Below are 26,021 nucleotides of genomic sequence, written 5' to 3' on the forward strand. Positions count from 1 at the left end.
CAGATCCGGACCCGGCCGAGTCATGTGCGCTCTAGGCGCCCGACGGCAGCACCTGCACGTCGGCGGCCCGCACGTACGCCACCCGGTGGCCGAACTGGATCTCGTAGTAGACGTCCTTGCCGCGAACCACCCGGTGCGACGTCGTGTCGAACGTCGGCGAGTAGAAATACTCACCGGTCGTCCGGCCACCGATCACGTACCGCTGCCCCGCGAGGAGCTTGTACGGCAGCGGAGAGATCGCCTGCGGGGTGATGTCCGCCGGGTACGCCTCCTTCTCGGGGTAGGCGCGCCCGTACACCGGGACGTCGGTGCGGCCGGCCTTCGGGGCGATGACCAGGCCCGCCCCGTTCACGGCCGTGGGCTGCTTCTTCGGGTTCTTGAACCAGGCCTTCTGGCCGAGGTACCAGACCGCCGTCCAGTCGCCCTTGCGCTCCGCGACCGCGTACTGCTGGCCGGTCGACAGGCGCGCGCCCATGTCGTTCACGTCGATCGTGGAGTCGTCGCCGCCGGGACGCAGCCCGATGTCCTTGATCAGCGGCGCGGTCTCGCTGGGCGCGGTGTAGACCCGTACGGCGCCGGAACCGTGCACCGCACAGGCCTCGCCCGCCTTGACGCAGCCGGTGTACACGGGCTTGTTCTTCGCGAAGTCGGGGGCCACGGTGACGAGCCCGCCCTTCGTGCCCGCGGTCGCCTTGAACGGCTTGCCCATCAGCGCGAAGTAGTGCGCCCAGTCCCAGTACGGACCGGGGTCCGTGTGCATCGCCGGGATCCCGGCCGGGGTCGTGCCGGGCACGTTGTCATGGCCGAGGATGTGCTGCCGGTCCAGCGGGATGTCGTACTTCTTCGCCAGGTACTTCACCAGGCGCGACGACGCCCGGTACATCTCCTCCGTGTACCAGGAGTCCGGCTCGGCGAGGAAGCCCTCGTGCTCCAGGCCGACGGACTTGGCGTTGACGTACCAGTTGCCCGCGTGCCAGCCGACGTCCTTGGCCTTCACGTGCTGGGCGATGTGCCCGTCCGTGGAGCGCAGCGAGTAGTGCCAGGCCAGATACGTCTTGTCCTGTACCAGCTGAAGCGTCGTGTCCCACGTCGCCTCGGTGTCGTGGATGACGATGTAGTCGATGCTCTGGTCGTTCGGCCGGTCGGCGAGGTCGTGGTTGCCGTAGTCGCCGTCCCCGAACTCCTCGTAGGGCGCCGGGATCCACTCGCACGACACCGTCGGCGGGCACTCCGTACCGCTCTCGTCGGACTTGCGCAGCCCCATGCTCTGCACCTGCGTCGCGTCGGGCTTCAGGCTGGGGACGGCCGCGAGCTCCACGCGCTGCCCGGTGTCCGTCGTGCGCCGCTCACCGTCGTGGATCACGGCGAACACGTCGTTCGCGTACGTGGCCGCCGTGGCGGTGTCGTCGGCGCCGGAGAACCTCGCGATCGCGCCGTACCAGTCGGCGGGGTCGGAGCTGAGGGGCTTGCCGAGGGCCTTCTGCGCCGCGGCGAGCAGGGCGGCGCCGCCGCGCACATTGGCCGCGGGGTCGGAGCGCAGCTCCTCGGCGGGGATGCCGCTGATTTCGGCGGCGCGTGTCAACGACTTGAGACGGGCCGGGAGTTGGGAGTTCTTCGGCACCTTCGTCTTCGGGGTGAGTGCCCGCCGTGACGAGTCGCCGCGCGGATCGCCCGCCGCCTCGCTGTGCGTGGCCGCACCGGCGAGCGCGGCGCGGGCGTCCGTGAGGTGCATGGGGCCGTAGCCCCCGGCGACGCTGGGCGCACCGCCGTGCGCGTCCCACCGGGACTGGAGGTAGGAGACGCCGAGCAGGACGCTCTGGGGCACGCGGTACTCGGCCGCCGCGCTCGCGAACGCGTGCTGGAGTCCCGCGTCCGACGCATCCCGGGCCTCGCTCGGCGGGGCGGCGCCGAGGAGGGGGAGCAGCAGGGCCGCCGTCGCGAGCGTTCCTGCCGCCCGGGCCGCCTGGTTGGTGCGTCTGCGGGCGGCCGGGGAGCGGTCGCTGGTGGTCGAGGGCAAAGCGGCCTCCTGGGAACGGTCCTGGGACAGATGAGCCGACGGGTGTGCGGGGGCGATCGTGGGTCAGTGGTATCGGCTTGCCGACGATCCGTCAATCATGCTCAGGGCAAGGGATTTCCCATGTCAGCGCGCGTTCGGCGGGCTTTCGCCAAGGAGGGCTCACCGCCTGCGGCGCGTCAGTGGAGTGGACCAATGACCGCTCGGAAAGAGTGGGGCCGCCGTCTCGGCATACGGGAGGGCGACCCGGACTCGTCCGCGTACTCCACCTGATCGGCGGATCGACCGCGCGGGTGTACCCGGTGAGCCGCCCCGGCGTGGCTAGCGCGGTGAAGCGCCCCCGAGGACCCGGTCCACCTGCTCGGGCGAGAGGGCGTGCTCGATCGCCAGGATGGCCGCGCCGACCACGGCCGCGTTCGCTCCGGTGCGGCTCGGCTCGATGCGCAGCACATGGGTGGCCAGCGGGTGGGAGCGGCGGTACACGGCCTCCCGTACGCCGGCGAGGAGCTGGTCGTGGACGGCGGCCAGCGCGCCGCCGACCACCACCGTGTCCGGGTTGAAGAAGTTCACCAGGCCCGCGAGGACCTCGCCGACCGCACGGCCCGCCTCGCGCACCATCCGTACGGCGTCACGGTTGCCGGACTTCACCAGGCGCACGACGTCGCGGCTCGACGCGGCGTCAAGGCCCAGGTCCGCCAGCTCGCGGGCCAGCGCCGCGCCGCCCGCCACCGCCTCCAGGCACCCCGAGTTACCGCACCGGCACGGCGCCGCCTCCTGCCGGCTGTCACCCACCCGGATGTGCCCGATGTCGCCCGCGCTGCCCTGCGCACCCCGGTGCAGCCGGCCGTCCGCGACGATGCCGCAGCCGATGCCCGTACCGACCTTGATGTAGAGGAGATAGCGGGTGTCCGGAAACGCCCGGCGCTGCTCGGCCAGCGCCATCACGTTCACGTCGTTGTCCACGAGGGCCCGCACACCGAACCGGTCGGCGAAGAACTCCGGGATCGGATACTGGTGCCAGCCAGGCATGATGGGCGGATCCACGGGCCGTCCCGTGGTGAACTCGACGGGGCCCGGCACGCCCACACCGATCGACTGGAGCGAGGCCGGGTCGAGGCCCGCCTCGTCGAGGAGCGCGCGGAGCGTCCGCTCGACGTGGCCGAGAATCGACGACGGGCCGTCGGCGATCGACAACTGGTCCTCGCGCAGCGCGAGTTGTTTCCCGCCGATGTCGAGCAGCGCGACCCGGCAGTGCGAGGCGCCCAGGTCGACCCCCGCCACCACGTGCTCGCGGGTGCGCAGATGGAGACGTCGCGGGGGCCGGCCACCCGTCGAGTCCCCGGCCTCCGCTCCGGCCTCGATGAGGAAGCCGTGCGCGATGAGCGCGTCGACCCGCTGCGACACGGTCGACCGCGCGAGGCCGGTGATCCGCGCGATGTCCGCGCGGGTCGTGGCGGCCCCCGTACGCAGCAGGGCGAGGACCTCGCCGGGCGACGACGGCGGCGCGGAATTCAGGTGATCCGGCGCTCCAGACATGGCAGTCACGATAGGGACGAGTTCCGCTGCTTACAAGGCCGATGCTGTTCGCCCGTCGACCTAAGTCCCCGTCAATTCCCTTTGTACGTACCATGCTTGGGCCCTTGACAGGTCAAAGAACGGTCAGCACATTGCTCTGCAGACCGCTGCCGAAGACTGCCGAAGAAGCCGGAGAGGCTGAACGATGCAGGCGACACAGACGATGTTGGCGATGCACGGCGTGTCCAAGAGCTTTCTCGGTGTACGGGTGCTGCACGGGGTCTCCCTCGACCTCGCCGCGGGCGAGGTGCACGCACTCGTCGGGGAGAACGGCGCGGGAAAGTCCACCCTGATGAAGGTCCTTGCGGGCGAGCACGTCCCCGACGAGGGCACGATCACCCTGGACGGCACCGAGCAGTCCTTCACCCACCCCGCGCAGGCCCAGGCCGCCGGAATCGGCATCATCCACCAGGAGTTCGCCCTCCTGCCCCACCGCACCGTCGCCGAGAACGTGTTCCTCGGCCGCGAGCCGACCCGGCGCGGCCTCGTCGACCGCCGCACGATGGAGACACGCACCGCCGAACTCCTCACGGAACTCGGCGAGTCGGGCATCACCCCGCGCACCTACGTCCGTGATCTGCCGGTCGCACGCCAGCAGACCGTCGAGATCGTCAAGGCCCTCGCCTCCGACGACGCGCCCGCCCGCGTCCTCGTCATGGACGAGCCGACCGCCCCCCTCGCCGACCACGAGGCGGCCCAACTTCACGCACTCGTACGCCGGTTGGCCGCGCGAGGCCTCGGTATCCTCTACATCTCGCACCGCCTGCGCGAGGTCTTCGACCTCTCGCAACGCATCACCGTCCTCAAGGACGGCCGGCACGTCACGACCGTACGCACCGAGGACACCGACACCGACCAGGTCGTCCGCGCCATGGTCGACCGGGAGCTCAGCGCCTACTACCCGCCGCGCGCCCGCCCCGGCGAGGCGGGCGACGTCCGGCTGACCGTGCGCGGCGCAGGCAACGCGCGCCTGCGCGACATCGACCTCACCCTGCGCTCGGGAGAGGTCACCGGCATCGCGGGCCTCCAGGGATCAGGGCGCACGTCCCTGGCCCGCGCCCTGTTCGGGGCCGCGCCCTTCACCACCGGCGCCATGACCGTGGGCGGGCGCGAGCTGCGCCCCACGAGCCCGCGCCAGGCCATCCGCGCGGGGATCGCCCTGGTCACCGAGGACCGCAAGGCCGAAGGCCTCGCCCTGCGTCAGTCCGTGCGCGACAACGCGCTCCTCGTCACCCGGGCCGTCCCCGCGCGCGGCCGGCCGCCCGCGGCCCGCGACCTCACCGCCCTCCTGGAGCGCGTCCGGCTGCACGCGCGCGGCGAGGACCAGCAGGCGCAGTTCCTCTCCGGCGGCAACCAGCAGAAGGTCGTCATCGCCAAGTGGCTCGCCGCCCGCCCGCAGATCCTGCTCTTCGACGAGCCGACCCGGGGCGTCGACGTCGGCGCCAAGGCCGCCATCCACACCCTCGTCCGCGACCTCGCCCGCGAGGGCCTCGCCGTCCTCATCGTGTCCTCCGAACTCCCCGAACTCATCGGCATGAGCGACCGCGTCCTCGTCATGGCGGAGGGCCGCCTCGCCGGTGAACTCCCCGCCGGAGCGAGCGAGGAGGACATCATGCGCCTGGCCACCGGCGGCGGCCCGACAGACCACCCGCCCGCCCCTGCGGAAGGAAGCGCATGACCGGGACCGCCCTCGCCCCGCCGACCGCCGCGAAGTCCGCCCCGCCGCGCAGGACCCGTCTGACCGACCCCGCCGTCGGTGTCTGGCTGGCCGCCGCGGCCGTCACCGCGGCCGGCTGGATCGTGGTGGCCGCGCGCGGCGGGGACTTCCTCACCCTCGCCAATGTCGTCGGCGTCCTCCAGAACTGCGTGGCACTCGGACTCGTCGCCGTAGGGCAGACCGCCGTGATCCTCACCGGCTCCCTCGACCTCTCCGTGGCATACCTCATCAGCCTCGGCACCCTCGTCGCCGCCACCACGATGGAGGACGGCGGTGTCGTCACGGCCGTCCTCGCCGTGCTGGCGCTCTCCGCCGCCGTCGGCCTCGCCAACGGTCTCGTCGTCACCGGCCTCAAGGTCAACGCGTTCATCGCGACGCTCGGCACGGCGTTCATCCTGCGCGGCTGGATCGAGGACAACTACACGGGCCCCGCGGGCAAGGTCCCCGCGTCCTTCCAGCACCTCGGCTACGACCGCGTCGGGCCCGTCCCCGTCTCCCTGTTCCTGCTCGCCGCGGTCGCCGCCGCCCTGTGGCTCGTCACCCGCCGCACCCGCTTCGGCCACCACCTGTACGCGACCGGCGGTGACGAGCACGCGGCCCGCCTCTCCGGCGTCCGTACCCGGCGCACCGTCGTCGCCGCCCACGTCCTGTGCTCCCTGTGTGTGGGGGCCGCCGCGCTCTTCCTCGCCGCGCGGCTCGGCGCGGGCGCCCCCTGGGCCGGCACCGAGGCCCGCTACGACCTCGAGTCGATCGCCGCTGTCGTTCTCGGCGGCACCGCGCTCGCGGGCGGCCGAGGGGGAGTGGCGGGCACGCTCGGCGGCGTCCTGGTCCTCGCCGTGCTCGACTCCGTCTTCAACCAGCTGGGCGTCGACCCGTTCTTCAAGAACGTCGTACGCGGCGTCGTCATCATCGCCGCCGTCGCCCTGTACGCCCGGCGCGGCACAGGGAGGCCCGCATGACCACGGCGAACCCAACGGTCGGCCCCTACAGGCGAGTTGCCCGCACCTTGGGGACCGGCGCCCCCGTCTACGTACTCCTCGCCGTGCTCCTCGTGGCCCTCGCCGCCACCGACCCCGGCTTCTACGAACCCGACCGCTTCCTCGCCTTCGTCAAACGCGCCGCGCCGCTCGTCATCCTGGCGGCGGGCCAGTATCTGGTCATCGTCTGCGGGGAGTTCGACCTGTCCGTCGGGGCGATCGTCACCGCCGGCGTGGTTGTCGCGGCGGAACTCTACGGCTCGTACCCGGACGCCTCCTGGATGGTGGTGACCGGCGGGCTGCTGCTCGCCGGAGCGCTGACCGGCCTCGTCAGCGGGCTGATCACGACGAAACTCCGCGTGCCGTCGTTCATCACCACGCTCGGGATGATGCTGATCCTCGAAGGCGCCGTCTTCTTCTGGACCGGCGGCTCCCCGCACGGATCGCTCCCGGCGGAGTTCCGCCGGCTCGGCCGCGGCACGGCGGGCGGCTGGCTGCCCTGGGCGGTCCTCGCCTGCCTCGTGGCGGGCGCCGCCGCCGTCCTGGTCATGCGCTCGGACTTCGGCCGCACCCTGATCGCGACCGGCGACAGCGAACGCACCGCCGCCCTCGCGGGCGTCCGTGTCCACCGGGCCCGCATCATCGCGTTCGTCCTGTCGGGCATGGCCGCAGCGCTCGCCGCCGTACTCGTCGGCGGATTCTCCGGAGTGTCCGCGCAGGCGGGCCGCGGCTACGAGTTCGAGGCCATCACCGCCGTCGTGCTCGGCGGCGTCGCACTCGGCGGGGGCCGCGGCAGCGTCGTCGCCGCGATGGCCGGGGCCTTCTCGCTCCAGGCCCTGTTCACGCTGCTCAATCTGCAGGGCGTCTCGGGCGCCCTCGAATCCACGGTCCAAGGCGTCATCGTCATCGCCGCGGTAGGTCTCGGAGCCGCCGACTTCTCCCGCCTGCGCCGCCGTCGTACCCACTCTTCGGGAGGAACCCCCTCATGACCCGCAGACGTCCACTCGCCGTCGCCGCCGCAATTGCGGCCGCGGCCCTGCTCACCTCGTGCTCCAGCGACATGCCGGCCGACTCCGCCGCGGGCACCGCATCGGAGAGCGCCGCTAAGGGAGGCGCCGACAAGCCGTCGAAGTTCTTCCAACAGGCCGAATACGACAAGCAGTTGGCCCTTGCCGAGGCCACGCCCGAGGGGCCCGTCGACAAGCCCTGGGAGCAGATGCTCGAACCCGAGATGACCGATACGGCCCAGTACAAGAAGAAGGGCTCCGGCGGCACCCACCTCTGCTTCTCCAACGCCGGCGTCTTCAACCCGTGGCGCCAGGTCGGCCTCAAGGACATGAAGGCCGAGGTGAAACTCCACAAGGAGATCAGCGACTTCACCGTCCTCGACGCCCAGGGCAAGGACGACAAACAGATCTCCGACATCCAGGAACTCGCCGGGAACAAGAGCTGCGACGCCCTGATCGTGTCCCCGAACACCACCGCCACTCTCACCCCGGCCGTGAAGGAGGCCTGCGGCAAGCTGCCCGTCATCGTCTTCGACCGGGGCGTGGAGACGGACTGCGCCGTCACGTTCATCAACCCCATCGGCGGCTACGGCTACGGAGCCGTCGCCGCGGACTTCCTCGTCGACAAGGTCAAGCCCAAGGGCAAGATCCTCGCCCTGCGCATCTCGCCCGGTGTCGACGTCCTGGAGACCCGCTGGTCCGCCGCGAAGCTCGCCTTCGACAAGAGTCGACTCGACGTGGCCGACGTCAAGTTCACCGACGGTGACCCCGCCAAGACGAAGTCGATCGTCGCGGACGCGATCTCGCGCCACGGCTCGATCGACGGGGTCTGGATGGACTCGGGCGCCACCTCCCTGGCCGCCGTCGAGGCGTTCGAGGACGCCGGCGTGGACGTCCCGCCCATCACCGGCGAGGACCAGCAGGACTTCCTCCAGGCATGGAAGGACAAGAAGCTCACCGCGATCGCGCCCACGTACCCCACCTTCCAGTGGCGTACGCCGGTCATCGCCGCCCTGCGCGTGCTCGACGGGAAGCAGGTCCCCAAGGAGTGGAAGCTGCCGCAGCCCACCGTCACCCAGGACAACCTCGACGAATACCTCCAGGAGGGCATGCCGCCGCTGCACTACGCCATGTGCGGCTGCCAGGACCTGCCCGGCTATCCGAAGGACTGGAAGTGACCTCCCCCGCCTGGGAGTTGGGCGCCAACCCCTGGATCTGGCACTCGCCGGTCACCCGCCGCGCCCTCGCCGACACGCTGCCCCGGCTCGCCGCCTGGGGGTTCGACTGCGTGGAACTGCCCATGGAGAGCGCGGGCGACTGGGACCCCGGCGACGCGGCGAAGCTCCTCGACGCGACCGGTCTCGCCCCCGCCGCCGTGATCGCCGTCATGCCGCACGGCCGCGACCTGGTCGACGCGGATCCCGCCACGGTGCGCGCCACCCAGGACTACGTGCGCCACTGCGTGGACGCCGCCCAGGCGATCGGGGCACCGGTGGTCGCGGGCCCCCTGTACGCGTCCGTCGGCCGGACCTGGCGCATGGACGGTGCCGCGCGCGAGGCCGCGTACGACGAGCTGCGCACCCACCTCGCCCCCGTCGTCGAGCACGCCCGTGCGGCCGGGGCGCGCCTCGCGGTGGAACCCCTCAACCGCTACGAGACCAGCCTGCTCAACACCGTCGCCCAGACCCTGGACGCCCTCGAAGGGCTGCCGCACGACGGGATCGGCGTCGCGCTCGACACGTACCACCAGAACATCGAGGAACACTCGCTCCCCGCCGCCGTCCGCTCGGCCGGGGACCGCATCGCGCATGTCCAGGTCTGCGCGAACGACCGTGGCACGCCCGGGGCCGACCACCTCGACTGGGGCGGCTTCCTGGACGCGCTGCGCGAGGCGGGTTACCAAGGCCCGCTGTGCATCGAGTCGTTCACCGCGCACAACGACGCGATCGCCGTCGCTGCCTCTGTGTGGCGCCCGCTCGCCGACGGCCAGGACGCGCTGGCCACGGAGGGCCTGCGCTTCCTGCGCGCCGCGACCGGCCGAACCCGCTGAACCTCTGACTTCCCCGAATTCCGGCACCCCGCAAGTCCGTCCACTGTGGCCACGGAAAGGACCACCTGATGGGATGTCATGCTCGTGACATGAGCGGTATGCGAAGAGCTGCCCTCGCGTTACTGACCGCACTGCTGCTCGCCGTCGGCTTCCTGCCGACCGGCGCCACGGCCGCACAGAAGGCCCCCGCCTTCCGCGCCCTGCTCTTCACCAAGGCCGTCGGCTACGTCCACGACTCCATCCCGGCCGGTATCCAGATGGTCGAGGAGCAGGCCGCGGCGAACAACTTCGAGGTCGTCCAGACCGACGACTCGACCGTCTTCGACGACGCGAAGCTCAAGGACTTCGACGTCATCGTCATGCTGCAGAACTCCGGCATGGTCTGGGACACCGACGGCCAGCGAGAGGCCCTGCAGAAGTACGTCCGCGGCGGCAAGGGCGTCGTCGCCATCCACAACACCCTCGACATGGGCGTCGAGGAGCAGTTCCCCTGGTGGGACGAGACCATCAACGGCGGCGCCCACATGCCCGCCCACTCACCCGGCGTGCTCCAGGGCACGGCCAAGGTCGCCGACCGCGTGCACCCCTCCACCAAGGGACTTCCCGAGCGCTGGGAGCGCCCCGAGGAGTGGTACAACTTCGACAAGGACCCGCGCGGTGACGTGCACGTCCTCGTCACCGCCGACGAGACGACGTACAACCCGGGCGGCTCCGCGATGGGCGCCGACCACCCCATCTCCTGGTGCCGCAACGCCGAGGGCGGCAAGGTCTGGGCGACCGCCATGGGCCACGACACCGCCTCCTACAGTGAACCCGCCTTCCGCTCCCACGTGCTCGGCGGCATCCAGTGGGCCGCGGGCAACAAGCCCGGCGACTGCGGCGGCACCGTCTGGTCCGGCTACGAGAAGACCGCCCTCGACGACAACACCGCCGACCCGATGGAGCTGGACGTCGCCAAGGACGGCAAGGTCTTCTACATCCAGCGCAGCGGCGAGGTGAAGGTCTACGACCCCGCCACGCACGCCACCGCGACCTCGGGCAAGCTCGACGTCTACACCGGCGGCGAGGACGGCCTGGTGGGCATGGAGCTCGACCCGTCGTTCAAGGACAACCACTGGATCTATCTGTACTACGCCCCGAAGGACGCCAAGGACGACGTCAACCGGCTCTCCCGCTTCACCGTCAAGTCCGACAACACCCTCGACCTGGCGAGCGAGAAGAAGCTCCTCGACGTCCCCGCCTACCGCGACCGCAGCTTCCCCGAGCCCGGACACACCGGCGGCGCCGTCGAGTTCGGCCCGAACCGCACCCTCTACCTCGGCGTCGGCGACGACACCCCGCCCAACCTCGACCCCGACTGGCAGGGCTACGCCCCGATCGACTGGCGCCCCGGCAAGCAGATGCTGGACGCCGCCCGCACCGCCGGCAACACGAACGACCTGCGCGGCAAGATCCTGCGCATCAAGCCCACCGACGCCGGCGGCTACACCATCCCCAAGGGCAACCTCTTCGCGAAGGGCACCGCCAAGACCCGCCCCGAGATCTACGCGATGGGCTTCCGCAACCCGTTCCGCTTCAACGTCGACCCGAAGAACGGCGCCCTCCACGTCTCCGACTACGGCCCCGACCGCGGCGCCCCGACGACCGACCGCGGCCCCGAGGGCCTCGTCGAGTACAACGTCATCAAGAAGCCCGGCAACTACGGCTGGCCCTTCTGCCACGGCAACAACCAGGCGTACGCCCCCTACAACCCGGACACCAAGGAGGTCGGCGCCAAGTTCGACTGCGACAAGCCGGTAAACCCCTCGCCGAACAACACGGGCCTCACCGACCTGCCGCCCGTACAGCAGCCGGTGATCTGGTACGGCTACGGCAAGTCCAAGGAGTTCCCGGAGATGGGCGAAGGCGGCTCCGCGCCCATGAGCGGGCCCGTCTACCACTACGACGCGAAGAACCCGTCGCCGACCAAGTTCCCCGCCTACTTCGAGGGCGCGAGCTTCTTCTACGAGTGGGCCCGCGACCAGGTCAAGGAGATCCGCTTCGACCAGGACGGCAAACTCCTCAAGATCAACGACTTCCTGAAGACCGCGAAGTTCGCCAAGCCGATGGACATGACCTTCGGACCCGACGGCTCGCTCTACGTCCTCGAATGGGGCAGCGAGTTCGGCGGCGGCAACAACGACTCCGGGCTCTACCGGATCGACTACGCACAAGGACAGCGCGTACCGATCGCCGAGGCGAAGGCCTCCGTCACCAACGGCCCCACCCCGCTGGAGGTCTCCTTCTCCAGCGAGGGAAGCAAGGACCCCGACGGTGACGCGCTCACCTACGCCTGGGACTTCGACGGCGACGGCACCTACGACTCCACCGAGGCGAGCCCGAGCCACACCTACACGGCGAAGGGCGACTTCAACGCCCAGCTGAAGGTCACCGACTCGACCGGCAAGTCCGGCTACGCCAACGTCCCCGTCACCGCGGGCAACACCGCTCCCAAGGTGAAGATCGAGTTCCCCGTCGACGGCAAGCTCATCGACTTCGGCGACAAGATCCCGTACAAGGTCACCGTCACCGACCCCGAGGACGGCACGGTCGACTGCTCCAAGGTCACCGTCAACCCGGCCCTCGGCCACGACGACCACGAGCACCCCACCACCGACATCCCCGGCTGCGAAGGCACCGTCGACACCGGTGACCTGGGCGGCCACCCCGAGGGCGCGGACCTCACCTACGTACTCAACGCCAAGTACACCGACAAGGGAGGCGACGGCGTCAGCGCCCTGACCGGCTACGGCAGGTCCGTGCTCCAGCCCAAGCACAAGCAGGCCGAGTACTACGACGCCCAGTCCGGCACGCGCGTCGTCGCGCAGGAGGGTGCCGAGAACGGCAAGCGCATCGGCGACGTCAGCGACGGCGACTGGGTCGCGTTCGACCCGATGAGCGTCGAGGGCATCGGACAGGTCAGCTACAAACTGTCGTCACCGTACGGCGTCGGCTCCGTCGAGCTGCGCGCGGACGCCCCCGACGGCACACTCCTGTCCACCACACCCGTCCCGAACACCGGCGACTGGGACACCTACCAGGCCACACCCGCCGTCCCGGTCGACGCGCTGACCGGAACGCACAAGCTGTACCTCGTGTTCAAGTCCCCGCAGGACAACTCGTTCGACGTGGACGCCGTGCAGTTCAGCAACCCGTAGCCCCCAAGCGAGTAGGAGCACACGAGAATCCGCGGTGCGCCGCTGTCCTGGCGCACCGCGGACTTCCGTCCCCGTCAGCGAGTGCCGACCGCCGCACGCACGGCCCGGCGGGCCAGCTGGCAGTCGTCGTGCAGCCGCCTCAGCAGCAGCCGCTGTTCCTCGCCGGACGGCGCAGCACCGTGCGGGGCCGTGCCCGATGCCGCCGGGGTCGTGTCGTGCATCGAACGCTGCACGGCCGTCTCGTACGTCCGGATCTCCCGCGTCAGTACGAGCATCAGGTTCACCAGGAACGCGTCCCGCGCCGCGGGACCACCGGACTGGGCGAGCTGGCTGATCTGGCGCCGCGCCACCGGCGCGTCACCGAGCACCGACCACAGCGTCGCCAGGTCGTACCCCGGCAGGTACCAGCCCGCATGTTCCCAGTCCACGAGCACCGGGCCCGCAGGGGACAGCAGGATGTTCGACAGCAGCGCGTCACCGTGACAGAACTGGCCCATGCCCTGCCGGCCCGACGAGTGCGCGATGCCGTGCAGCAGCTTCTGCAGATCACCCATGTCCCGGTCGGTGAGCAGCCCGAGGTCGTGGTAGCGGGAGATCCGGTCCGCGTAGTCCAGCGGCGCGTTGAACGTGCCGGCCGGCGGACGCCAGAGGTTGAGCCGGCAGATCGCGCTGAGCGCGGCCCGCACGTCCGCCCGGGGCGGTGCCTCGGCCGGGTGCCGCTGCAGAGCAGCGACCCGGCCGGGCATCCGCTCGATCACCAGCGTGCAGTTGTCGGGGTCCGCGGCGATCAGCCGCGGCACCCGGACCGGTGGCCGGTGCCGGACGAACGAGCGGTATGCCGCTATCTCATGGCGGATCCGCTCGGCCCAGACAGGGGAGTGGTCCACTAAACACTTGGCGACAGCGGTGCTGCGCCCTGTGGTGCCGACGAGCAGCACGGACCGTCCACTGCGGCGCAGCACCTGCACCGGATTGAACTCCGGGCAGATCCGGTGCACCGAGGCGATCGCCGTGCGCAACTGCGCGCCCTGGGGGCCGGACAAGTCGAGTCTCCCGCTGAGCGGTTGAGTGGCGAGCCCCGGGACGCGCCTTGTCCGACCGGAGCCGAGCCCTGCGGGCGCAGATCGCGCGGGGTCGAGATACGGGCCGCTGCCGGCCGGTGAGGCCTCCCCTGCGCGGCCGTTGCCGCGAACCGGGGGCCGGGCGTAGAGCGGCCGGGGCGGAGCGGACACGGAGGACGATGCTGCGTACATGGGCGAACAGATCCCTTCGTGTGCCTGCGAGTTGCCTGCGCCACCCGCCCCGGGAACCGTGGTGCACCCTGGGGAGTGAGCCGCGGCAACCGGGTCGGGGTGGCGCATTCCTACCTGACACCCGGTGCCCAGTGGCACACCATCTGGCGCACCCTGGCGAACCCTGGCGAATAGTCGCTCAGCAACTGACAGAGGGTTACTGTCAACTCAGCCGAGAACCTGGGGGCTTGACGTGAACGGACAACCCAACACCCGCCTGAACGACCTGTTCGGCCTCGCCGGCTGGTCCAAGGGCGAGCTCGCGAGGCTGGTCAACCGGCAGGCGGCGGCCATGGGCCACCCACAGCTGGCGACCGACACCTCACGGGTGCGGCGTTGGATCGACATGGGAGAGATCCCGCGCGATCCGGTGCCCCGGGTGCTGGCGGCGCTGTTCACCGAGCGACTCGGCCGTGTCGTGACCATCGAGGACCTCGGTCTGGTCCGGCACGGGCGCACGGGGAAACGGCGTGACGACGGGGCTGTGCAACACCCCGACGGAATGCCATGGGCGCCCGAGCGGACTGCTGCGGTCCTCACCGAATTCACGGGAATGGACCTCATGCTCAACCGACGCGGCTTGGTGGGCGCGGGTGCCGCGCTCGCCGCAGGATCTGTACTCAGCGGCGCCATGCACGACTGGCTGCACACCGATCCGGCCCTCGCGGCCGACGCCCCACGTTCCGAAGACCCCCTGCACGCCGACCCCGCCGGGTTCGACCGCTATGAGGCCGCCCCCATCGGGTCGCAGGAGATCGAGGAACTGGAGCGCTCCGTCGAGGTGTTCCGGGCCTGGGACGCGGCCCGCGGTGGCGGCCTCCAGCGCAAGGCGGTGGTGGGCCAGCTCAACGAAGTGGGCGGCATGCTCAGCTACCGGCACCCCGACCATCTCCAGCGGCGCCTGTGGGGCGTCGCCGCCAACCTGGCCGTCCTCGCGGGCTGGATGTCGCACGACGTCGGCCTCGAACCAACGGCCCAGAAATACTTCGTCATCGCCGCGCACGCGGCGCGGGAGGGCGGCGACCGGCCGCGCGCCGGGGAGGCCCTGTCCAGGGCGGCCCGTCAGATGGTGCACCTCGGCCGGCCCGACGACGCCCTCGACCTCATGAAGCTCGCCAAGTCCGGATCCGGCGACGAGACCCTGCCGCGCACCCGGGCCATGCTCTACACCATCGAGGCCTGGGCACAGGCGTCGATGGGCAAGGGCCAGGCCATGCGGCGCACCCTCGGCCACGCGGAGGACCTCTTCGTCTCCGACAAGGGAGACGTCCCGCCGCCCAGCTGGATGCAGATGTTCGACGAGGCGGACCTGCACGGGATGCAGGCCCTGGCGTACCGGACCCTCGCCGACCACGAGCCGGCCGCGGCGAACACCGCGCAGCGCCACGCCAAGGAAGCCCTCGAACTGCGGGCGAACGGGCGGCAGCGGTCGCAGATCTTCGACTACATCTCGCTCGCGTCGGCCCTGTTCATCGCCGACGACCCGGAGCAGGCCGACCGGTACGCGCGCCTGGCGCTGGTGTCGATGGGGGCCAACTCCTCCCATCGCACCTGGGACCGGCTCCGCGAGATGTACCGGCTCACCGGGCAGTACGCGACCTACCCGAAGATCGTGGACCTGCGTGAGGAGATCAAGCTCGCGCTGCCGAAGGTTCCGGGAAAGCCCACGGGAGGCAAGCGCGCCGAGGCGTGACCTCCGGGGCACGCGGCCCGACTCCAACAAGTACCCGACTTCGACAAGTACCGGATTTCAACGACCACCGGACTTCAACAAGTACCCGTCTACGACAAGTCAGCTGTCCGCGTCAGGAGCCGATCCTGGCGACCAGCACACAGGCCTCGTCCGTGCGCTCGTACGCGGCGAACTCCTCGAAGACCGTCCGCACGCAGTCCTGTGCGGTGGCGGCCTCGGCGAGCCGTGGCGCGAGATCGAGGAGCCTGTTCGCCGCCGCGGCGCCGCTGTGGTGGGGGACCAGGCCATCGGTGTGCAGCAGCAGCAGATCGCCGGCGCGGAGCGACTCCTCGGCCTGCCCGTAGGTGGCACCCGCGGTCGCTCCGAGCAGCACGCCCTCCGGCGGCGTCAGCGCGCGCCCCACCCCGTCGCGGAACAGCAGCGGGGCGGGGTGTCCCGCCTGCGCCCAGGTCAGCGTGCGCGACCGGGGGTCGTAGCGACAGCAGAGCGCGCTGCCCAGGGACGGCTGCACGGAGGTGTCGGCGAGCTGGTCGAGCCAGCCCATCAGCTCACCGGGCCGGGTCCCCGTGACGGCCATGCCGCGCAGGGCGCCGAGCAGCATCGCCATGGCGGAGGTCACGGCCACGCCGTGTCCGGTCAGGCCGCCCACGCTCAGCAGGGTCTGTCCGTCGGGCAGTTCGAGGGCGTCGTACCAGTCGCCGCCGACGAGCTCGCCCGAGGAAGACGGCAGCTGCCCGCCCGCGAGATCGAGGTCGCGCGGTGCCCCCTGGGAGAACCGCAGCGAGCCACGCCACGGCGGCAGCACGGCCTCCTGGAGCTCGGCCGTGAGCCGGTGTCCCGTCTGCTCTACGTGCCGCCGGCGCTGGAGCGAGTCATGGGTCTCGCGTACGGTCCGCTGCGTGCGGCGCAGCTCGCTGACGTCGCGCAGGACCGCCCACATCGAGGCGGTGGAGCCGTTGGCGTCGAGCACGGGCTCGCCCATCATGTGCACCGTGCGGGCGGTGCCGTCGGGGCGCACGATGCGGAACTCGCCGTCGATCGGCTTCCCCTCGATGAGGCAGTCCGTCACCATCCTGGTGAGCATGGCCTGGTCATCGGTGTGCACGACGGACGGCAGTTCGTCGAGGGTCAGAGGCGGTGCGCCGGGGCTGCGGCCGAGGATCTGGAACAGCTCCCCGGACCAGCTCGCCTCGTCGGTCAGGAGATTCCATTCCGCGCTTCCCACGCGGCTGAGCAGGGAACCGCTGTGCGGCTCGGCCGGCGCGGATCCGCGCGCCTCGGGGATCGGGGACTCCACGGTCGGCCGCGGCGGACCGTCGCGCAGCTGCGCCAAGTGCTTGTCCAGGTCGCTGAGTTGGTGCACGGCCAGCTCGTAGAGGGCGCGCTGCCAGCGTCGCTCGGGGTCACCGTCGTCCGAGATGGCCTCACGGCGCACGGCGTCGACGTCACCGAGCAGCCGACGCGTCTGCGTGATCAGCGCGTCGACCGAACCGTGCTCAGGCGGCTGGGCGGCGGGGCGGTCCGCGAAGACATGGGGAGGCATGACGTACTCCGATACAGGCGCGGCACGACCAAGACTGACGGAAGGACCGGTATTGACTGTCGCACAGCCTGACAGGCCCCGTAAGGGGTTTGGCAACACCCGGTGCGGTGATGCTTCTGGCATATACCTGAGTCCTCCCGGGCGGGCGGTTCAGACGCGGAGCCACACCGCAGTGTCCCGTGGGAGCCGCCCCTCGTCGTCCAAGGGGCCACTGGCCAGCAGGAGACGGGACCGGGGCGGGAGCGCGGCGGCCGGATCCGCGAAGTTGACGACGCAGACCAGGCCCTCGCCCCGGGCAAGAGCCAGTACGCCAGGGGGACTTGGGAGCCAGTGCATCGGCCCGTCACCGAAGCCCGGCTCCGTACGGCGCAGGCGCAGCGCCTCGCGGTAGAGCGAGAGCATCGAATCCGGGTCGGCGTCCTGCCGTGCGGCGGCGTACGTCCCCCAGCCCGCCGGCTGCGGCAGCCAGGGCTCCCCGGCTGACCCGAAGCCGTACGAAGGGCCGTCCTGCGTCCAGGGCAGGGGCACCCGGCAGCCGTCGCGGCCCGGGTCGGTGCCGCCGGAGCGGAAGTGCATCGGATCCTCGATGCGGCCGGGCGGGACCTCCGCCTCGGGCAGGCCCAGCTCCTCTCCCTGATAGAGGTAGACGGCGCCCGGCAGGGCCAGTGACAGCAGCGCCGCCGCGCGCGCCCTGCGGGTGCCGAGCGCCAGGTCCGTGGGCGTGCCGAAGCGCTTCGACGCGAACGCGAACGTCGTGTCCGTGCGGCCGTAACGGGTCACCGTCCGCGTCACGTCGTGGTTGCACAGGACCCAGGTCGCGGGCGCCCCCACCGGAGCGTGGTGGGCGAGCGTCATGTCGATGGACTCGCGCAGTTCCGACGCGTCCCACGGGCGGGACAGGAAGTCGAAGTTGAAGGCCGTGTGCAGCTCGTCGGGGCGCAGATAGCGGGAGAAGCGCTCGGGGTCGGGGACCCACAGCTCGCCGATGAGCACGCCCTCGTACTCGTCGGCGACGGCCCGCCAGGAGCGGTAGACCGCGTGCAGTTCGTCGCGGTCGACGTAGCCGCTCGTGTCGTCCGGAGCGGCGTCGGCGAGGGTGGGGTCCTTGGCGAGCAGCGCCGCCGAGTCGACGCGTACGCCCGATGCGCCGCGCTGGAACCAGAACCGCAGCACCTCCTCGTGCTCGTGACGCACCGCGGGGTGCGCCCAGTTGAGGTCGGGCTGCTCGGGGGTGAACAGATGCAGATACCACTCGCCGTCGGGGACGCGGGTCCACGTCTCGCCGGAGAACTGGGACGGCCAGTTGTTGGGCGGCAGTTCGCCGTGCTCGCCCCGGCCTGGGCGGAAGTGGAACAGCTCGCGCTCGGGGCTGCCGGGGCCCGCCGCGAGCGCGGCCGTGAACCAGGCGTGCCGGTCGGAGACGTGGTTGGGCACGACGTCGACGATGACGCGGATGCCGAGGTCCCGCGCCTCCGCGATGAGCTTCTCCGCTTCGGCGAGCGTGCCGAACGACGGGTCGATCGACCGGTAGTCGGCCACGTCGTAGCCGCCGTCCGCCATCGGGGAGCGGTACCAGGGCGTGAACCAGATCGCGTCGATCCCCAGCCGGGCCAGGTGCGGCAGCCGGGCTCTGACCCCCGCGAGATCGCCCGTGCCGTCACCGTCGCCGTCGGCGAAGCTGCGTACGTACACCTGGTAGATGGCGGCGGAACGCCACCAGTCGCCGGTGTCTGAGGGTTGGGGGGCTGCCACGTAGAGGTCCTTTCGGGCAGGAGGGCGTGCCGGGGCGCGCCGTCACGGGGGCGGCGTACGGGCAGGGCGGCGGGCGTCAGCCCTTGAGGCCGCCCGCGGTGAGACCGCTCATGATGTTGCGCTGGAACAGCAGGAAGAGGATCAGGGTCGGCAGCGAGGCGATGGTGAGGGCGGCGATCAGCCAGTTCTCGGGAACGCCGCTGGCCAGCGAGTAGATGCCGACGTTCAGGGTCTGCTTGCCGGGGTCGGGCAGCGTCAGCATCGGCCAGAGGAAGTCCTTCCACACGCCGACGACCGCGAAGATGGAGACGACGCCGAGAATGGGCCGCGAGATGGGCAGCACCACGGACCGCAGGGTCCGCAGTGCGGATGCCCCGTCGATGGACGCCGCGTCCAGCAGCTCCTGCGGGATCGAGTCGAAGAACCGCTTGAGCAGGAAGATGTTGAAGGCGTTGGTGACGGACGGCAGCCAGATCACCCAGGGGCTGTTGAGCAGATTGCGCTCGAAGATCGGCACGTCGAGGACGGTCAGGTACTGCGGCACGACCAGGACGGTGGCCGGGATCATCAGCGTCGCCAGCATCATGCCGAGGATGACGTTGCCGAACAGGGGCCGCAGCTTGGACAGCGAGTAGGCGGCTGCGACGTCGAGGACGAGCTGGAAGGCGAGCGCGCCGAACGCGTAGTACAGCGTGTTGCCGAGCAGCTTCGCGAGGTCCATCACCCGCCACGCGTCCCCGTAGTTGCCGGGGTGCACGCTGGTGGGTACGAGCGTCGGCGGGGACTTGACGAACTCCTGTGTGGTCTTGAGGCCGCCGCTGACCATCCAGTACATCGGACCCAGGAAGACCAGCGTGAAGAGAACCATCACCAGGGCGAAGACGACCCAGTAGACGACCTTGCCGCGCCGCCTGCCGAGCTGGGCCGGCGAGATCAGGGTCCGGGGGCGCATCGTGTCGGTAGCCATGTGAACTCCCGTGCCGGTCAGTCTTCTTGGGTGCGGCTGAGGCGTACGTACACTGCCGAGAACCCGGCGAGCAGGACGAGCAGGACCAGGCCGAGCGCCGCCGCGCCGCCGTAGTTGTTGAAGTTGAAGGCGTACTGGTAGATGAGGTAGACGACGGTCATGGTGGAGCCCTCGGGGCCCGCGCCGTTGGTGAGCAGGAACGGCTCGGTGAAGACCTGCATGGTGGCGATGATCTGCATGAGGAACATCAGGGACAGGATCAGCCTCGTCTGAGGGATCGTCACATGCCAGATCTTGCGCCACAGTCCGGCGCCGTCCAGCTCCGCCGCCTCGTACAGCTCGCCGGGTATGCCCTGGAGGGCGGCGAGATAGATCAGGGTCGCGCCTCCCATGTTCATCCAGGTCGCGGCGATGACCACGGAGATCATCGCCGTGTTCGTGGACTGGAGCCACTGTTGGTCAGGTATCCCGAAGATGCCGAGGATCCGGTTGAACAGGCCGTACCCGGGGTCGTAGAAGTATTTGAACAGCAGGACCGAGGCGACCGGCGGAAGCATCACCGGCAAGTAGACGAGCATCCTCAAGTAGCCCTGGCCGTGCCGGAATTCATTGAGCAGGATCGCCACGAGGAACGGCACCGCGAACCCCAGCACGAGCGCGAGCCCCGTGAACAGGAGGGTGTTGCGCCAGGCCTGCCAGAAGGCCGGGTCGTTGAAGACGTAGGAGAGGTTGGACCAGCCGGCCCAGGTGGTCCGCCCGTCCTTGTTCTTCTGGAAGGCCAGGAGGAACTCCCTGACCATCGGATACCAGGAGAAGAAGGAGAAGCAGAGCACCGCGCCGATCAGGAAGCCGTGGGCGGAGAGATTGCGCTTCACCGCTCGCGCCAACGAGCCGCGTTGTACGGGGAGTTGGCGGGGCGCACGTGCGGGCGCCGGTGGGCTCGTGGGCAGCGTGGGGGCCGACATGGTCGCTCCTCGGGGTGCAGGTGCCGGTGGGCTACTGGTTGGCCAGCACCTGGTTGACCTGCTGCTCCGCGGTGGCGAGCAGCTTGTCGATGTCGGCGTTGCGGTTGGTGAGGACGCCCGACATCACGTTGTCGAGGACCTTGTAGACCTCCTGCGCCTTCGGCGGCTCCGCCTTACCGGGCACGGGGTTATCCAGGAACGGCTTGAAGTTCTCGACGGGCATCGTCGCGTTCTCCGTGCGGGACGCGAGGTCCTTGGCCTTGGTGTCACCGGTGAAGAAGTTCGGCTGCGGCAGGCCCACGGGGAGCTTGTCCGCCTTGGTGCGGTCCCACTGGAACTGGCCCTTGCCCGGGGTGAGGTTCTTGAAGTTGAGCCAGGCGATCGCGGCCTTGATCTTGTCGGGCGACGAACCCTTCTTGATCATGTAGTCGTTGCCGCCGAAGAGCGTGGTCTTGCCACCGGGGATCGGCCCCATGCCGAAGTTCTCGTACTCGGCGCCCAGTTGCTGGACCATGTACGTGATGTCGTCGGGCGCGGCGAGGAACATGCCGAGCTTGTCGGAGGCGATCTGCTTCTGGAGGTCACCCCACTTCAGCAGCTGCGTCTTGCCCATGCTGTCGTCCTTCCAGCGCATGTCGTGCAGCTGCTGGGCGACCTGCTTGCCGGTGGCATCGTTGAACGCGGCCTTCTTGCCGTCGGCGGACACGACGTCGGCGCCGAGACCGTACATCGCGGCGGTGAAGTGCCAGCCGCCGGTGTTCTCCGCGCTGTACTCGCCGTAGCCGGAGATGCCGTTGCCGAGGCCGGCGATCTTCTTGGCGGCGGTGCGGACCTCTTCCCAGGTCGTCGGCGGCTTGTTGGGGTCGAGTCCGGCCCGCTCGAAGAGCTTGCGGTTGATCAGCAGGCCCATCGTGTAGTTGCTGGTGGGCAGCCCGTAGAGCTTGCCGTCCTTCTTCAGGACTCCGAGGACGTTCGCGTCGATGGAGTTCAGGGCCGGCACGGTCTTGGGGGTCACGTAGGCGGTGATGTCCTCGGCGCCGTTGTTGTCGAGCACCTGCTGGAGATCGGTGAAGTACGTGTAGAAGACGTCCGGTTGGGACTTCGCCTTGAGCTGGGCGGTGAAGCGGGCGGGTTCCTCGCACTGGCCCGGCGTGGACTTCCCGCTGATCGTGACGTTCGGGTACTTCTTGTTGAACTCCTTGACGTCCTGCTTCCACTCCTTGAGCTCGGCCGCCTTGGCCGCCGGCGGCATGCAGTCGATGGTGAGCGTGACCTTGGTCTTCGGATCCAGGGGAGCCGAGACGTCGGCCTTCGAGCCGCCGCCCGACCCGTTGTTGTCGTCACTGCTGCTGGTGCCGCAGGCGGCGAGGGAGGTCAGGGTGAGCACGGCAGCGACCGCGGCCGCGGAGGTACGGCGGGTAGGGCGGAACCAGGAGCTTCTCATCGGTGGTCCCCTTCGGGCATGAGCATGGAGGGCCCACGGCTGACGACAACCGCAGGAAGGCCTACAGCTACCGCGTAGCCGGGGCGCGGGCACACTCAACCACCGCGAACAGATGCCCGCAAGATGTCGTGCAGACTCCGCAAAAAATTGACTATGCCGCGGTTGTGCGGGGCGGGGCCTGCGCCGTGGAGCCGCGCACCACCAGCTCGGGCTCGAACAGCAGCTCACCGGGCGTCACCGAGCCGCCCTGGATCTGCGTGACGAGCAGCTCGACGGCGGCCCGGCCCATCGCCTCGATCGGCTGGCGCATCGTGGTCAGGGGCGGCTCCGTGCAGTTCATGAAAGCGGAGTCGTCGTACCCGACCACCGAGATGTCGTCCGGCACGCGCAGGCCCTCGCGCCGCGCAGCCCGCACCGCGCCGAGAGCCAGCGGGTCGCTCGCGCAGATGATGCCCGTGACGCCGCGGCGCACGAGGCGCGCCGCCGCCGCTTGGCCGCCCTCCAGCGAGAACATGGCCCGCTCGACCGCGTCCTCGGGCAGCGTCCCGCCGGCCACTCGTGCCACGCTCCGTGCCGCGGCGAGTTTGCGCATCGACGGCATGTGGTCGTCCGGGCCGAGCACGAGACCGATGCGTTCATGGCCCAGCGAGGACAGATGCCGCCAGGCCTGCTCGACGGCGACGGCGTCGTCGCACGCGACGCAGGGAAATCCGAGGTCCTCGATCGCGGCGTTCATGAGGACGACCGGGACCTTGCGCTCCGAGAGGAGCCGGTAGTGCTCGTGCCGGGCGTCCGCCTGGGCGAACAGGCCGCCCGCGAAGACCACCCCGGACACCTGCTGCTGGAGCAGCAGTTCCACGTAGTCCGCCTCGGAGACGCCGCCGTTGGTCTGGGTGCACAGGACGGGGGTGAGGCCCTGCTGGGCGAGCGCGCCGCCGATCACGTCCGCGAACGCGGGAAAGATCGGGTTCTGCAGCTCCGGCAGGACGAGCCCGACCAGGCGCGCGCGCTCGCCGCGCAGTTGGGTCGGCCGCTCGTAGCCCAGGACGTCCAGAGCCGTGAGCACGGCCTGCCGGGTGGCCTCCGAGACGCCGGGCTTGTTGTTGAGCACCCGGCTGACCGTCGCCTCGCTGACGCCGACCTTCTGTGCCACCTGAGCAAGTCTCCGTGTCATGGAACGCAAGATTAGCGCAAGACTTGCAATCTGCTTGCGTAAGTTCGGTGAACGGATGCCCAGGGCGCGGAGGCAGACGCCCTGGGCAAGGAACGTATCCGCTCAGGCAGCGGTGACGCTGGTCACGGACCCCGCCGTCAGCGCACGCCGCCCGTGGCCGCATCGACCACCTGCTCCACGAGGACCTCCAGGACGCGGCGGTCCTCATCGGCCGTGGCGCGCGCGGCAGGGTCGCCCGGATAGGTGTCGAACAGGACGTGCGTGGCGCCGAGTTCGGCCAGCGCGTGCAGGTCGGCGCGGATCTGATCGACGCTGCCGTGGCCGAGCGGGCGGTCCTCGGTGTCGGGCCGCGCCCCCAGCGCGATCTGCAGCCGCGGCACCAGCTCCGGCGCGGGCCGCCCGGCCTTCTCGGCCTCGGCGGCCACGACCGGCAGCTTCGCGCGCAGGCCCGCGAGGGTCGGCATGAAGGGATGCCACCCCTCGCCGAGCCGCGCGGCCCTGCGCAGCGCGGCGGGCGAGTCGCCGCCGACCCAGACCGGCAGCTGCGCGGCCGCCGGCGCGGGGGCCGTCCGGATCCCCTCGTACGAGACGTAGCGCCCCTTGAAGCTGCACGGGTCCTGCGCCCAGGCGGCGCGGATCGCGGCCAGGTACTCGTCGGTGATGGCGCCGCGCTCCTCGAACGGGACGCCCAGCGCGCGGTACTCGGCGGCCGACCAGCCCACGCCCGCGCCGAGGATGAACCCGGCGTCGTTGAGCTGGTCGATGTTGGCAGCGAGCCGCGCCGTCTGAAGCGGGTGCCGGTACGGGATGACGGTGATGGTCGTGCCGAGCTGAAGCCCCGGGACCCGCCCCGCCAGATGCGCGGCCAGGACGAACTGGTCGTAGAACGGAGCGGGATACACCTCGTGCACGTCAGGGGTGACGGCTATGTGGTCGGAGATCATCGCGAACGTGAAGCCCAGCGTGCGGGCGTCCGTCGCCTGGCGCTCGAGGGTTCGCGGGGTCGTGCCGGGGCCGAAGTTGAGAAGGTTCACGCCGAATCGCATGATCCGCAGTCTTGATGATCATGGGCGGGCTTGTCGAACCGGGCTTGTCGAACCGGGCTCGTCGAAGCGGGCTTGTCGAAGCAGGCTGCCGAAGGGTGCTGCCGAACCGGGGGTGGGGGAGCGTGGCTCCACCCCCGGTACGCCGCGGGGTCAGCGCGCCCAGAAGGGGACGGAGGCACACGTGTTTGCGCAGGTGCGGGAGCCCGGCATCAACAGGCTTGCGTCGTCCTCGTAGTTGCCGCCGCCCGCGAAGTACACCTCGGGCGTCCAGCCCCAACGGCCGTTGTCCGCCCGGGTGCCGGCCCACCAGTTGTTCTCCGCGGCGCCGTCCCGGTACGTCTCGCCCTTCATCTCGGTGACGAACCAGTCGGCCGCGCCGCCCCGTTCCAGGTACCCGATCACGGGGGAGCCCGGTGAGCGGCTCGCGTGGACCGGGACGTGTCCGCGCGTGAGGTCGCAGAACATGACGTCGGTCCCGGGCCACGCAGGTGTGGGGCTACTCCGCGATCGGGACCGGACTGGCCATCGCGCCGGGCCCGCTGGTCGTCCCCGTGCTCGCCGTCGCGTCCGGGCCCGTCGTGCGACGCCTTGGTGCCGGCCGCACGTCCGCGGCCGGCTGCCTCCTCTTCGCGGGCGGTCTCGTGTGGTGAGCCCTCGCTCTGGGCGCGGCGCCGCACTGCGCGGCCGCGTTCCTGCCCGGCATGCTCGTCACCGGCGTCAGCGTCGGTTTCGCCCTGCCGACCTTCGTGGGTGCGGCTGCCACGGCGCTGCCACCGGGCCGGTTCGCCACCGGGTCCGCGGTCACGACCATGGCCCGGCAGGCGGGATCCGTCCTCGGAGTGGCCGTGATGGTCGGACTCATCGGCGAGCCCCGTACGGCGGAAGCCGCCCTCACGGCGTTCCGCCACGGCCGGCTGACCGCCGCGGCCGTCGCGGCGCTCGCGGTGGCGGCGGCCCTGGCCCTGCCCCGTCCCGCGCCTGCCGCGGCATGAGGGAAGGTGCCGGCCGCGGTACGGGGTAAGGCGCTGGCCGCGGCACCGGGGAAGGTGCCTGCCTGCCCCCGTCCGCCGGGTCACCTAGAGTGCGGCTGGTAGGCACAGTGCCGGCGGAGGGACGCACATGTCGCGGTATCGCGAGTTCAAGTTCAGGGCTGTGACGTCGTTCCAGCGGCGCATCGGGAATCCGTTCATCTCCCGGCTCCCCGGCCAGATCCTGCTGGAGACCACCGGCCGCACGTCCGGGCTGCCCAGGCGGACCCCTGTCGGCGGCCGCCTGGTCGGACGCGAGTTCTGGTGGGTGTCCGAGTACGGCGACAAGTCGCAGTACGTGCGCAACATCCAGGCCGACCCCAGGATCCGCGTACGGATCAAGGGGCGCTGGCACACGGGCACGGCACACCTGCTGCCGGACGACGACGCCCGCGCACGACTGAAGCGCCTGCCGCGCTACAACAGCGCCGCCGTGCGCGCCCTCGGCACGAATCTGCTGACGCTGCGGGCCGACCTCACCGACTGAGGCGCGCCGTGCGGGCGCAGGCCCCCAAGTGGCGTGGCGAGGGCGGCGGCCCCGGATGCGGACACGTGAACCGGCAGGTGCGAGCGCGGAGTT

21 protein-coding genes are annotated in these 26,021 nt (G+C 70.6%); 10 read left to right on the forward strand and 11 right to left on the reverse strand.

Annotated elements, in window-relative coordinates; genetic code table 11:
- Window positions 1-31: 31 nt before the first annotated feature.
- On the reverse strand, window positions 32-2,017 hold the full coding sequence (locus ACIPWY_RS19195; protein WP_393700706.1) for an N-acetylmuramoyl-L-alanine amidase: 1,986 nt from the start codon (window positions 2,015-2,017) through the stop codon (window positions 32-34).
- A 318-nt stretch (window positions 2,018-2,335) separates the two neighbouring features.
- Window positions 2,336-3,550, reverse strand: a complete 1,215-nt coding sequence (locus tag ACIPWY_RS19200) for an ROK family protein (protein WP_393700708.1) — start codon at window positions 3,548-3,550, stop codon at window positions 2,336-2,338.
- 202 nt (window positions 3,551-3,752) lie between these two features.
- On the opposite strand from ACIPWY_RS19200, the gene ACIPWY_RS19205 reads away from it, so the two are divergent.
- From ACIPWY_RS19205 to ACIPWY_RS19230, 6 genes are all read left to right on the forward strand, one after another.
- Window positions 3,753-5,267 (forward strand): sugar ABC transporter ATP-binding protein, encoded by a 1,515-nt coding sequence (locus tag ACIPWY_RS19205; RefSeq protein WP_393701166.1) that lies wholly within the window; start codon window positions 3,753-3,755, stop codon window positions 5,265-5,267.
- Entirely contained in the window at window positions 5,264-6,265 is a 1,002-nt protein-coding gene (locus ACIPWY_RS19210) for an ABC transporter permease (protein WP_362902754.1), read from the forward strand. The genes ACIPWY_RS19205 and ACIPWY_RS19210 overlap by 4 nt, the downstream gene beginning before the upstream one ends.
- The gene (locus ACIPWY_RS19215; protein WP_393700711.1) at window positions 6,262-7,272 is read left to right on the forward strand and encodes an ABC transporter permease; all 1,011 of its coding nucleotides are present in this window, start codon (window positions 6,262-6,264) and stop codon (window positions 7,270-7,272) included. The genes ACIPWY_RS19210 and ACIPWY_RS19215 overlap by 4 nt, the downstream gene beginning before the upstream one ends.
- A complete protein-coding gene (locus ACIPWY_RS19220) occupies window positions 7,269-8,468 on the forward strand; it encodes a substrate-binding domain-containing protein (RefSeq protein WP_362902758.1) in 1,200 nt (399 codons plus the stop codon). The genes ACIPWY_RS19215 and ACIPWY_RS19220 overlap by 4 nt, the downstream gene beginning before the upstream one ends.
- A complete protein-coding gene (locus tag ACIPWY_RS19225) occupies window positions 8,465-9,340 on the forward strand; it encodes a sugar phosphate isomerase/epimerase family protein (protein WP_393700714.1) in 876 nt (291 codons plus the stop codon). The genes ACIPWY_RS19220 and ACIPWY_RS19225 overlap by 4 nt, the downstream gene beginning before the upstream one ends.
- A gap of 89 nt (window positions 9,341-9,429) precedes the next feature.
- Window positions 9,430-12,537 (forward strand): ThuA domain-containing protein, encoded by a 3,108-nt coding sequence (locus ACIPWY_RS19230; protein WP_393700716.1) that lies wholly within the window; start codon window positions 9,430-9,432, stop codon window positions 12,535-12,537.
- Window positions 12,538-12,611: 74 nt separating this feature from the next.
- On the opposite strand, the gene ACIPWY_RS19235 is transcribed toward ACIPWY_RS19230, so the two are convergent.
- A complete protein-coding gene (locus tag ACIPWY_RS19235; protein WP_362902762.1) occupies window positions 12,612-13,790 on the reverse strand; it encodes an aminoglycoside phosphotransferase family protein in 1,179 nt (392 codons plus the stop codon).
- Window positions 13,791-14,022: 232 nt separating this feature from the next.
- Between ACIPWY_RS19235 and ACIPWY_RS19240 the strand changes: the two genes are divergently transcribed.
- Window positions 14,023-15,522 (forward strand): hypothetical protein, encoded by a 1,500-nt coding sequence (locus ACIPWY_RS19240; protein ID WP_393700719.1) that lies wholly within the window; start codon window positions 14,023-14,025, stop codon window positions 15,520-15,522.
- Between the two features lie 112 nt (window positions 15,523-15,634).
- On the opposite strand, the gene ACIPWY_RS19245 is transcribed toward ACIPWY_RS19240, so the two are convergent.
- The 8 genes from ACIPWY_RS19245 to ACIPWY_RS19280 form a co-directional block, all read right to left on the reverse strand.
- Entirely contained in the window at window positions 15,635-17,065 is a 1,431-nt protein-coding gene (locus ACIPWY_RS19245) for a PP2C family protein-serine/threonine phosphatase (RefSeq protein ID WP_393700721.1), read from the reverse strand.
- Window positions 17,066-17,215: 150 nt separating this feature from the next.
- Window positions 17,216-18,817 (reverse strand): glycoside hydrolase family 13 protein, encoded by a 1,602-nt coding sequence (locus ACIPWY_RS19250; protein WP_393700723.1) that lies wholly within the window; start codon window positions 18,815-18,817, stop codon window positions 17,216-17,218.
- A 76-nt stretch (window positions 18,818-18,893) separates the two neighbouring features.
- Entirely contained in the window at window positions 18,894-19,769 is an 876-nt protein-coding gene (locus ACIPWY_RS19255) for a carbohydrate ABC transporter permease (RefSeq protein WP_362903366.1), read from the reverse strand.
- A 32-nt stretch (window positions 19,770-19,801) separates the two neighbouring features.
- Window positions 19,802-20,749 carry a sugar ABC transporter permease gene (locus ACIPWY_RS19260; RefSeq protein ID WP_362902770.1) on the reverse strand — a complete coding sequence of 316 codons (948 nt, stop codon included), beginning with the start codon at window positions 20,747-20,749 and terminating at the stop codon, window positions 19,802-19,804.
- A 31-nt stretch (window positions 20,750-20,780) separates the two neighbouring features.
- A complete protein-coding gene (locus tag ACIPWY_RS19265; protein WP_393700726.1) occupies window positions 20,781-22,193 on the reverse strand; it encodes an extracellular solute-binding protein in 1,413 nt (470 codons plus the stop codon).
- A 151-nt stretch (window positions 22,194-22,344) separates the two neighbouring features.
- The gene (locus ACIPWY_RS19270; RefSeq protein ID WP_362902774.1) at window positions 22,345-23,367 is read right to left on the reverse strand and encodes a LacI family DNA-binding transcriptional regulator; all 1,023 of its coding nucleotides are present in this window, start codon (window positions 23,365-23,367) and stop codon (window positions 22,345-22,347) included.
- A 137-nt stretch (window positions 23,368-23,504) separates the two neighbouring features.
- Window positions 23,505-24,413, reverse strand: a complete 909-nt coding sequence (locus ACIPWY_RS19275) for a TIGR03619 family F420-dependent LLM class oxidoreductase (RefSeq protein WP_393700729.1) — start codon at window positions 24,411-24,413, stop codon at window positions 23,505-23,507.
- A gap of 150 nt (window positions 24,414-24,563) precedes the next feature.
- Window positions 24,564-24,878, reverse strand: a complete 315-nt coding sequence (locus tag ACIPWY_RS19280; RefSeq protein WP_393700731.1) for a hypothetical protein — start codon at window positions 24,876-24,878, stop codon at window positions 24,564-24,566.
- A gap of 23 nt (window positions 24,879-24,901) precedes the next feature.
- Here ACIPWY_RS19280 and ACIPWY_RS19285 point away from each other — a divergent pair, with 23 nt between their 5' ends.
- From ACIPWY_RS19285 to ACIPWY_RS19295, 3 genes are all read left to right on the forward strand, one after another.
- Entirely contained in the window at window positions 24,902-25,063 is a 162-nt protein-coding gene (locus ACIPWY_RS19285) for a hypothetical protein (protein ID WP_393700733.1), read from the forward strand.
- 51 nt (window positions 25,064-25,114) lie between these two features.
- Complete coding sequence (locus ACIPWY_RS19290) at window positions 25,115-25,405, forward strand: hypothetical protein (protein ID WP_393700735.1); 291 nt, start codon at window positions 25,115-25,117, stop codon at window positions 25,403-25,405.
- A gap of 127 nt (window positions 25,406-25,532) precedes the next feature.
- The gene (locus ACIPWY_RS19295; protein WP_362902782.1) at window positions 25,533-25,928 is read left to right on the forward strand and encodes a nitroreductase/quinone reductase family protein; all 396 of its coding nucleotides are present in this window, start codon (window positions 25,533-25,535) and stop codon (window positions 25,926-25,928) included.
- Window positions 25,929-26,021: the final 93 nt, after the last annotated feature.

Source organism: Streptomyces sp. NPDC090032, from assembly GCF_044748025.1.
Taxonomy (GTDB): Bacteria; Actinomycetota; Actinomycetes; order Streptomycetales; family Streptomycetaceae; genus Streptomyces.

Excerpts from the sequence above, each read along its gene's own strand:
- ACIPWY_RS19200 (WP_393700708.1), bottom strand. The coding sequence starts at position 3,550 with ATGTCTGGAGCGCCGGATCACCTGAATTCCGCGCCGCCGTCGTCGCCC.
- ACIPWY_RS19205 (WP_393701166.1), top strand. The coding sequence starts at position 3,753 with ATGTTGGCGATGCACGGCGTGTCCAAGAGCTTTCTCGGTGTACGGGTG.
- ACIPWY_RS19210 (WP_362902754.1), top strand. The coding sequence starts at position 5,264 with ATGACCGGGACCGCCCTCGCCCCGCCGACCGCCGCGAAGTCCGCCCCG.
- ACIPWY_RS19215 (WP_393700711.1), top strand. The coding sequence starts at position 6,262 with ATGACCACGGCGAACCCAACGGTCGGCCCCTACAGGCGAGTTGCCCGC.
- ACIPWY_RS19220 (WP_362902758.1), top strand. The coding sequence starts at position 7,269 with ATGACCCGCAGACGTCCACTCGCCGTCGCCGCCGCAATTGCGGCCGCG.
- ACIPWY_RS19230 (WP_393700716.1), top strand. The coding sequence starts at position 9,430 with ATGAGCGGTATGCGAAGAGCTGCCCTCGCGTTACTGACCGCACTGCTG.
- ACIPWY_RS19235 (WP_362902762.1), bottom strand. The coding sequence starts at position 13,790 with ATGTACGCAGCATCGTCCTCCGTGTCCGCTCCGCCCCGGCCGCTCTAC.
- ACIPWY_RS19245 (WP_393700721.1), bottom strand. The coding sequence starts at position 17,065 with ATGCCTCCCCATGTCTTCGCGGACCGCCCCGCCGCCCAGCCGCCTGAG.
- ACIPWY_RS19255 (WP_362903366.1), bottom strand. The coding sequence starts at position 19,769 with ATGCGCCCCCGGACCCTGATCTCGCCGGCCCAGCTCGGCAGGCGGCGC.
- ACIPWY_RS19260 (WP_362902770.1), bottom strand. The coding sequence starts at position 20,749 with ATGTCGGCCCCCACGCTGCCCACGAGCCCACCGGCGCCCGCACGTGCG.
- ACIPWY_RS19265 (WP_393700726.1), bottom strand. The coding sequence starts at position 22,193 with ATGAGAAGCTCCTGGTTCCGCCCTACCCGCCGTACCTCCGCGGCCGCG.
- ACIPWY_RS19270 (WP_362902774.1), bottom strand. The coding sequence starts at position 23,367 with ATGACACGGAGACTTGCTCAGGTGGCACAGAAGGTCGGCGTCAGCGAG.
- ACIPWY_RS19275 (WP_393700729.1), bottom strand. The coding sequence starts at position 24,413 with ATGCGATTCGGCGTGAACCTTCTCAACTTCGGCCCCGGCACGACCCCG.
- ACIPWY_RS19280 (WP_393700731.1), bottom strand. The coding sequence starts at position 24,878 with ATGTTCTGCGACCTCACGCGCGGACACGTCCCGGTCCACGCGAGCCGC.
- ACIPWY_RS19290 (WP_393700735.1), top strand. The coding sequence starts at position 25,115 with ATGCTCGTCACCGGCGTCAGCGTCGGTTTCGCCCTGCCGACCTTCGTG.
- ACIPWY_RS19295 (WP_362902782.1), top strand. The coding sequence starts at position 25,533 with ATGTCGCGGTATCGCGAGTTCAAGTTCAGGGCTGTGACGTCGTTCCAG.